Below are 6816 nucleotides of genomic sequence, written 5' to 3' on the forward strand. Positions count from 1 at the left end.
ACGAACTTCGACCACGCTCTCATCTGCTCGAACGTCGACACCATCCGCATGACCACGTTCAACGAAAAGGGCGAGCATCTCGTCGCCGAGGGCGGACCCGATCGTGAGCAGTTCCCTCACCTGAAGTACCCGCCCTTTACGTTCCTTGTAGGCAGGAAAATCAGTCACGACAGCTGGGGCGATCTCCGCATTGACGGCCTCATCGATGGCAAGATTGTGATCTCGAAGAAGTACTCCGGTTCGGGAGCCGACAAGGCCTTCGTCCTTCTTCCCGACGAAACCAGTCTTATCGCCGATGGCGCCGATGCTGTCCGCGTTGTCCTGCGTGTAAACGATGAGTATGGCGCGCTTCGCCACTTCGCAGCCGACGCCATCGAGTTCGCAGTCGAAGGTCCCGGCCAGATCATAGGCGACAATCCTTTCGGTCTTATTGGAGGCACCGGCGCCATCTGGATCCGAACGACTGAAACCCCAGGAACCATCACGCTAAAAGCGAAACATCCCTATCTCGGAGTTGCGGTAGCGACGTTCAGCTCCGCAGCCTCGCAACTGGAGACTGCCTAGCTGCGCGACAGTGACGCTGCTGCACAAGCGAGTACAATTCCGGCCAGAGCCTGAAATTCCGCAAACTACAGGTGGTGTTTCAACTCGATCTGATCGGGAGAATCGTTTGGCGTGACAGAAAACAAGAAATCTCCGGAAGACTGGCTGCTGGCCAGTGAAGAGAAAAAGCGTGGCCGCTTCAAGGTTTTTCTCGGCTATGCCCCGGGCGTCGGCAAGACCTTCAGCATGCTTTCGGAAGGCATACGACGCCGCAGCCGTGACGAAGATGTAGTTATCGGCATCGTCGAAACTCACGGCCGCAGCGGCACTGCCGAACTCACCTCAAAGCTCGAACAAGTTCCACTGCGCGAGATCGACTACAAGGGCACACTCTTCACCGAGATGGACGTCGACGCTATCCTCGCCCGTCTACCTCAGGTTGCACTCATCGACGAGCTCGCGCATACCAACATCGAAGGCAGCCGCTTCGCCAAGCGCTATGAAGACGTGCTTCTACTGCTCGAAAACAAAATTGACGTTCTCAGCACGATCAATATCCAGCACGTCGAAAGCCTTGCGCCGCGCGTTCAGGCGCTTACTGGCATCAGCGTACGCGAGCAGGTTCCCGACTGGGTTTTAGACCGCGCCGACGAGATCGTCATCAGCGATCTTACCCCCGAAGCTCTCGTCACACGCATGCGCCGTGGAGATATCTATCCCATGGAACGCGTTGAGCGCTCGCTCTCCAACTTCTTTCGACGCGGCAACCTTATCGCTCTTCGCGAAATGGCGCTGCAGCGCATCACGCGCGCGGTCGATCGCACGCTGGAGGACTACGTCTCCCGCAAACGCCTTGGCGCTCATTGGTCCGTTGCGGAAAAAATAGCGGTCTGCGTAAGTTCCAACGCGCAGGCCCGCGACCTCATCGCACGAGGCGCACGCCTGGCAGAAGCCCTGAGCGCCGAACTATATGTCCTTCACGTCACCAGTGAGCGCGATGCCGAGCCAAGCCGCAAGCAGACACTTGAGTCCAGCCTGCAGTTTGCAAAGAATCTGGGTGCGAACATCGTTCATTTGGATGGCAGTGACACGGCACGCGTTACAGCCGCTTACGTTCGCGAACACCGCATCACCCAGGCCATTGTCGGCAGGTCCGCGCTGCACGGAATGAGAAAATACCTTTACTATCTGGCTATTCAGAAGTTCATGTCTGAAGCCCCACATGTCGACCTCCATATCGTCACCCAGGAGCCCCATTGAAACGCATTCTCGTCGTCGACGACGAACCCCAGATCACTCGCATGCTGCGCGCTTCCTTGCAAAGCAGCGGCTACGAAGTGTTGATCGCAAACAACGGCACACAAGCCTATGAACGCCTCATTGCAGACCGGCCTGACCTCGTCATCACCGACCTCGCCATGCCGGAGATGAATGGGATCGAGCTGACACAGGCTATCCGCGGAGTCTCCCAGATTCCCATTATTGTCCTCAGCGTCCGCGACAGCGACCAGATGAAAGTCCTCGCGCTCGACGAAGGTGCTGATGACTACCTCACAAAGCCCTTCAGCGTACCGGAGCTCCTGGCCCGCGTCCGCGCACAACTGCGCCGCGGCGTTGAATCGCAGGCGGTCCTCTCTCACATCGAGCTCGGCGATTTCGTCATCGATACTGAAGCGCATAGCGTTTTGATTCGTAATCAGCCCGTTCACCTCACACCCAAGGAGTTCGATCTTCTCGTTGTCTTTGCCCGTTCCCCGGAACGCGTGCTGACGCACAAGGTCCTGCTGCGTGCTGTTTGGGGTCCCGCAGGCGACGGCCAGCCGGAGTACCTCCGCGTACTCATCGCGCAGCTTCGCAAAAAAATCGAGCGAGGCGATAGCCCGCAATATATCCTCAGTGAGCCATGGATCGGATATCGCTTCGATCCCTCAGGACCTGCGGAGCTTACAACTTCTTAACGGGCTTTATACGGCCCTCTTACAGGTTCAACCTTTCTACTCAAATAGAAAGGTTGTGTCATGCTCCGCACTCTCGTGCTCCTGGCTCTTTCGCTTGTCCCGTGTGGAGCTTACTCACAATCCCCTGTCCCCACCGTCGCGGCGCCGGATATATCTTCACCGAACTTCTTTGCCCGTCTTGGCACCGCATACCACGACGACTGGTTTCCCGCGCCCAGCGCAAATACTGCAACGGCGCCCGCCCGCCGCGGCTATGACGGTCCATTGGACTCCACACCCTTTCCAGGCTCTGACTACTCCGTAGGCGGCACACCTGTCATCGGCGCACCAGATACCCAGACCTATCCGCTGATGCAAGCGATCAACGAGAATCATAGCCGCACCAAAATCTACGGCTGGTTCAACAACGGTTTCGACGTAAGCACCTCCAACAAGGGTGATGGAGCAAACTCTCCGGCGGCGTACTACTACAACCCGAACCGCATCATCCCAGATCAGCAGGTCCTCTATATCGAACGCCTGCCCAACAGCGTCCAAACCGACCACATCGACTGGGGATTTCGCTTCGCCCAGCTCTGGGGCCAGGACTACCGCTACACCACGGCGAAGGGCATCTTCTCGCAGCAGCTACTGGCCCGCAATCACGAGTACGGCTATGACCCCATCATGGCCTACGTTGATATTTACTTTCCGCATGTAGCCGAGGGCATGAACATCCGGATGGGGCGCTACGTTTCGCTTCCAGATATCGAAGCACAGCTCGCGCCCAACAATTACACCTATTCGCATTCGGTACTTTATACGCTTGATCCGTACACCCAGACCGGCATCGTCGCCAGCATCAAGCTATCCGATCACTGGCTGATCCAGGCCGGCTTTTCCGGCGGAAACGACGTGGCTCCCTGGACCAAGGACGTGAAGCCCACCGGCACAGCCTGCGTGGACTACACCTGGAAAAAGGGAGGCGACGCGCTCTACACATGCGCCAACTCCTTCAACGATGGCAAGTACGCCTACAACAATCTCCAGAGCTACTACGAGACCTGGTATCACAAGATCAACGCAACCTGGCACACCGATACTGAAACCTGGTACATGTACGAGCGCAACGTGCCCAATATAGGAGGCAACGTAGCCAACCCCATCACACCGGAAACCGGCGCAAACGGAGCTTTCTGCTCCTTTGGCGAGCGCACATGTTTCGCGCCCGAAACAGCCGTTGTCAACTACCTCGAGCACGAGTTCAACGCACACAACTATCTCTCCATCCGCAATGAATTCGTCGATGACATCAAGGGTCAGCGCACCGGCTACACCACGATGTACTCCGAGCACCTCATCAGCTACGGGCACTGGATCGGCTCGACGGTGTTATTCCGTCCTGAAGTCCGCTTTGAGCACTCCTACCAACTGGCCGCCTACGACCTCGGCACAAAGAAGACCCAATTCGTCGTTGCCGGCGACCTCACGTATCACTTTTAGCAACCGGAGCCACGTATGACCGACATCCTTTGCATCGTCCTCACGCTCCTTTTCTTTGCCATCGCCTTCGCCTATACCGAAGCCTGCGACCGGCTGAAAGCGAAACCCCGCCATGATTGAGTCCGCGATCCTCCTTATCATCTCCGCCTCTCTTCTTGTCTATCTCGTCTACGCGCTCCTACGCCCGGAGAAGTTCTAAATGTCCCTCAACGGCTGGCTCCAGATATCTCTTTTCATCGTGGCAATCCTGCTTCTCGCAAAGCCGATGGGCACGTACCTCACATGTGTCTTCGAGGGTCGCAAGACCTTCCTCGACCCTATAGCTACTCCCTGCGCGCGTCTCCTCTATCGTGCCACCCGCATCGACCCAGCGCACGAGATGCGTTGGACTGAGTACGCCGTCTCCATGCTCGTCTTCAGTGGCGTCACGGCGCTGCTCACCTACGGCATTGAGCGTCTCCAGCACTTTCTCCCGCTCAACCCGCAGCATCTCACCAACGTTGAGCCTGCTCTCGCACTCAACACGGCCATATCGTTCACCACGAACACCAACTGGCAGTCTTACTCGCCTGAGTCGACCATGAGCTATCTCACCCAGATGCTCGGACTCGCGACGCACAACTTCTGGTCGGCAGCCGTAGGCATGGCGCTCGCTGTCGCGTTTATTCGCGGCATTGCGAGGCGCGAAAGCAAGACGCTCGGCAACTTCTGGGTCGATCTCACGCGTGGGACTCTATGGGTTCTGCTGCCGATTTCCATCGTCTTCTCTCTCGCGCTGGTCTCCCAAGGCGTTGTGCAAAACTTCAAAGCCTACGACACTGCAAAGCTCGTAGAAGCCCAAAAAGTAACAGGCCCCGACGGCAAGCCTGCGACCGTCACCACACAAACCATTGCGCAGGGGCCTGTCGCTTCGCAGGAAGCCATCAAGATGCTCGGCACCAACGGCGGCGGCTTCTTCAACGCCAACAGCGCGCATCCGTTCGAAAACCCAACACCCGTTTCAAACTTTCTTCAGCTACTTTCCATCTTTCTTCTGCCGGCCGGTCTCGCCGTATCGCTGGGCCAGATGGTCGGTAGCCCGAAGCATGGATGGGCTGTGCTCGCTGCGATGGTCGTGCTCTGGTTCGCAGGCACGCTCACCTGCTACTGGGCTGAGTCCCAGCCAAACCCGCTGCTGCATAACGTCGATCAGCATGTATCCCTGACGCAGTCTGGCGGCAACATGGAAGGCAAAGAAGTCCGCTTCGGCATCGCCAATTCCGCGCTTTTCGCCACCGTCACCACGGACGCAAGCTGCGGCGCAGTCAACTCCATGCACGACAGCTTCACGCCGCTCGGTGGTATGGTTCCGATGGTCAACATCCTGCTCGGTGAAGTCGTCTTCGGCGGAGTAGGTGCAGGGCTTTACGGCATGTTGGTCTTCGTCGTCATGGCGGTCTTTATCGCCGGCCTCATGGTCGGTCGAACCCCGGAGTATCTCGGCAAGAAGATCGAATCCTACGACGTGCAGATGTCCATGCTCTATCTGCTCATCTTCCCGTTCATCATCCTGGGCTTCGCGGCAGTTACAGTCCTCATGCCCAACCTCGGACTGTCGAGCCTTGCCAACCACGGCCCCCACGGCCTCTCAGAGATTCTCTATGCCTACACTTCTGCCACCGGCAACAATGGTTCAGCCTTTGCGGGCCTCAACGCCAACACTCATTGGTTCAACTATTCACTCACGGTTGCGATGTTCTTTGGCCGCTTCATGATGATCATCCCCATGCTAGCCATCGCCGGCAACCTGGCTCGCAAGAAGATCGTTCCCGCGTCCGCCGGCACCTTCCCTGTCACCACGCCGCTCTTCACGCTGCTGCTTACAGGGGTCATCGTCATCGTCGGCGCGCTCACGTTCTTCCCTGCGCTCACGCTCGGTCCCATACTCGAGCACCTGCTTCTCCATGCCGGTCACACCTTCTAAGAAGAGAAATCCCATGTCCAGTCAAGTTAATCGCCGCTCTCTCTTCGACGCAAAAATTGTCCGCCGCGCCTCCGTCGACGCACTAGCCAAGCTTAGCCCGCGCGTCATGATGAAGAACCCCGTGATGTTCGTCGTCGAGATCGGCAGCATCCTCACCACTATTCTGCTCGTCACGAACCTCATCACCCACAAGGGCCATCTCAGCTTCAACCTGCAGATCACACTGTGGCTCTGGTTCACCGTTCTTTTCGCGAACTTCGCAGAAGCGATGGCTGAAGGTCGAGGCAAAGCCCAGGCCGACGCCCTGCGCCTCGCCAAATCCGAAACCACTGCCTATCTCGTCGTCAATGGCGCCATCAAGGAAGTTCCCAGCTCCCAGCTCCGTGTCGACAACGTCGTCCGCGTCACCGCTGGTCAGATGATCCCCGGTGATGGCGAAGTAATCGAAGGTGTCGCCTCAGTCGACGAGTCCGCCATCACCGGCGAGTCCGCGCCCGTCATTCGCGAAGCCGGCGGCGATCGTTCCGCCGTAACCGGAGGCACGCGCGTCCTCTCTGATGTCATCACCGTCCGCATCACATCCAACCCGGGCGAAACCTTCCTCGACCGCATGATCGCGCTCGTCGAAGGCGCCGAGCGCCAGAAGACACCCAACGAAATTGCCCTCAACATCCTCCTCGCCGGCCTCACGATCATCTTTCTCTTCGCCGTCGTCGCCTTGCAACCTTTCGCTATTTACTCAGGCGCGCCGCAGACAATCTTTGTCCTCATCTCCCTTCTGGTCTGCCTTATCCCGACCACTATAGGAGGGCTTCTTTCGGCCATCGGCATCGCCGGCATGGACCGTCTCGTCCAGCACAACGTCCTCGC

Annotated in this window: 6 protein-coding genes and 1 pseudogene; all 7 read left to right on the top strand. The window is 57.9% G+C overall.

What is annotated here, in order from left to right; genetic code table 11:
• Positions 1–564, top strand: a pseudogene (locus AC5E6W_RS01885) (glycoside hydrolase family 2 protein); the annotation flags it as partial.
• Between the two features lie 111 nt (positions 565–675).
• Positions 676–1803, top strand: a complete 1128-nt coding sequence (locus AC5E6W_RS01890) for a universal stress protein (RefSeq protein ID WP_491750563.1) — start codon at positions 676–678, stop codon at positions 1801–1803.
• The gene (locus tag AC5E6W_RS01895; protein WP_491750564.1) at positions 1800–2501 is read left to right on the top strand and encodes a response regulator transcription factor; all 702 of its coding nucleotides are present in this window, start codon (positions 1800–1802) and stop codon (positions 2499–2501) included. The genes AC5E6W_RS01890 and AC5E6W_RS01895 overlap by 4 nt, the downstream gene beginning before the upstream one ends.
• A 60-nt stretch (positions 2502–2561) precedes the next feature.
• Entirely contained in the window at positions 2562–3983 is a 1422-nt protein-coding gene (locus AC5E6W_RS01900) for an outer membrane beta-barrel protein (protein WP_491750565.1), read from the top strand.
• A gap of 112 nt (positions 3984–4095) precedes the next feature.
• Positions 4096–4182: a K(+)-transporting ATPase subunit F gene (kdpF, locus tag AC5E6W_RS01905; protein WP_491750568.1), complete on the top strand. Its 87-nt coding sequence runs from the start codon at positions 4096–4098 to the stop codon at positions 4180–4182.
• Positions 4183–5946 (top strand): potassium-transporting ATPase subunit KdpA, encoded by a 1764-nt coding sequence (gene kdpA / locus AC5E6W_RS01910; RefSeq protein WP_491750566.1) that lies wholly within the window; start codon positions 4183–4185, stop codon positions 5944–5946.
• A 13-nt stretch (positions 5947–5959) separates the two neighbouring features.
• Positions 5960–6816, top strand: an 857-nt coding sequence (locus tag AC5E6W_RS01915) for an HAD-IC family P-type ATPase (protein WP_491750567.1), incomplete at its 3' end; no start/stop codon positions are given.

The sequence above is a fragment of the Bryocella sp. genome (assembly GCF_058498515.1).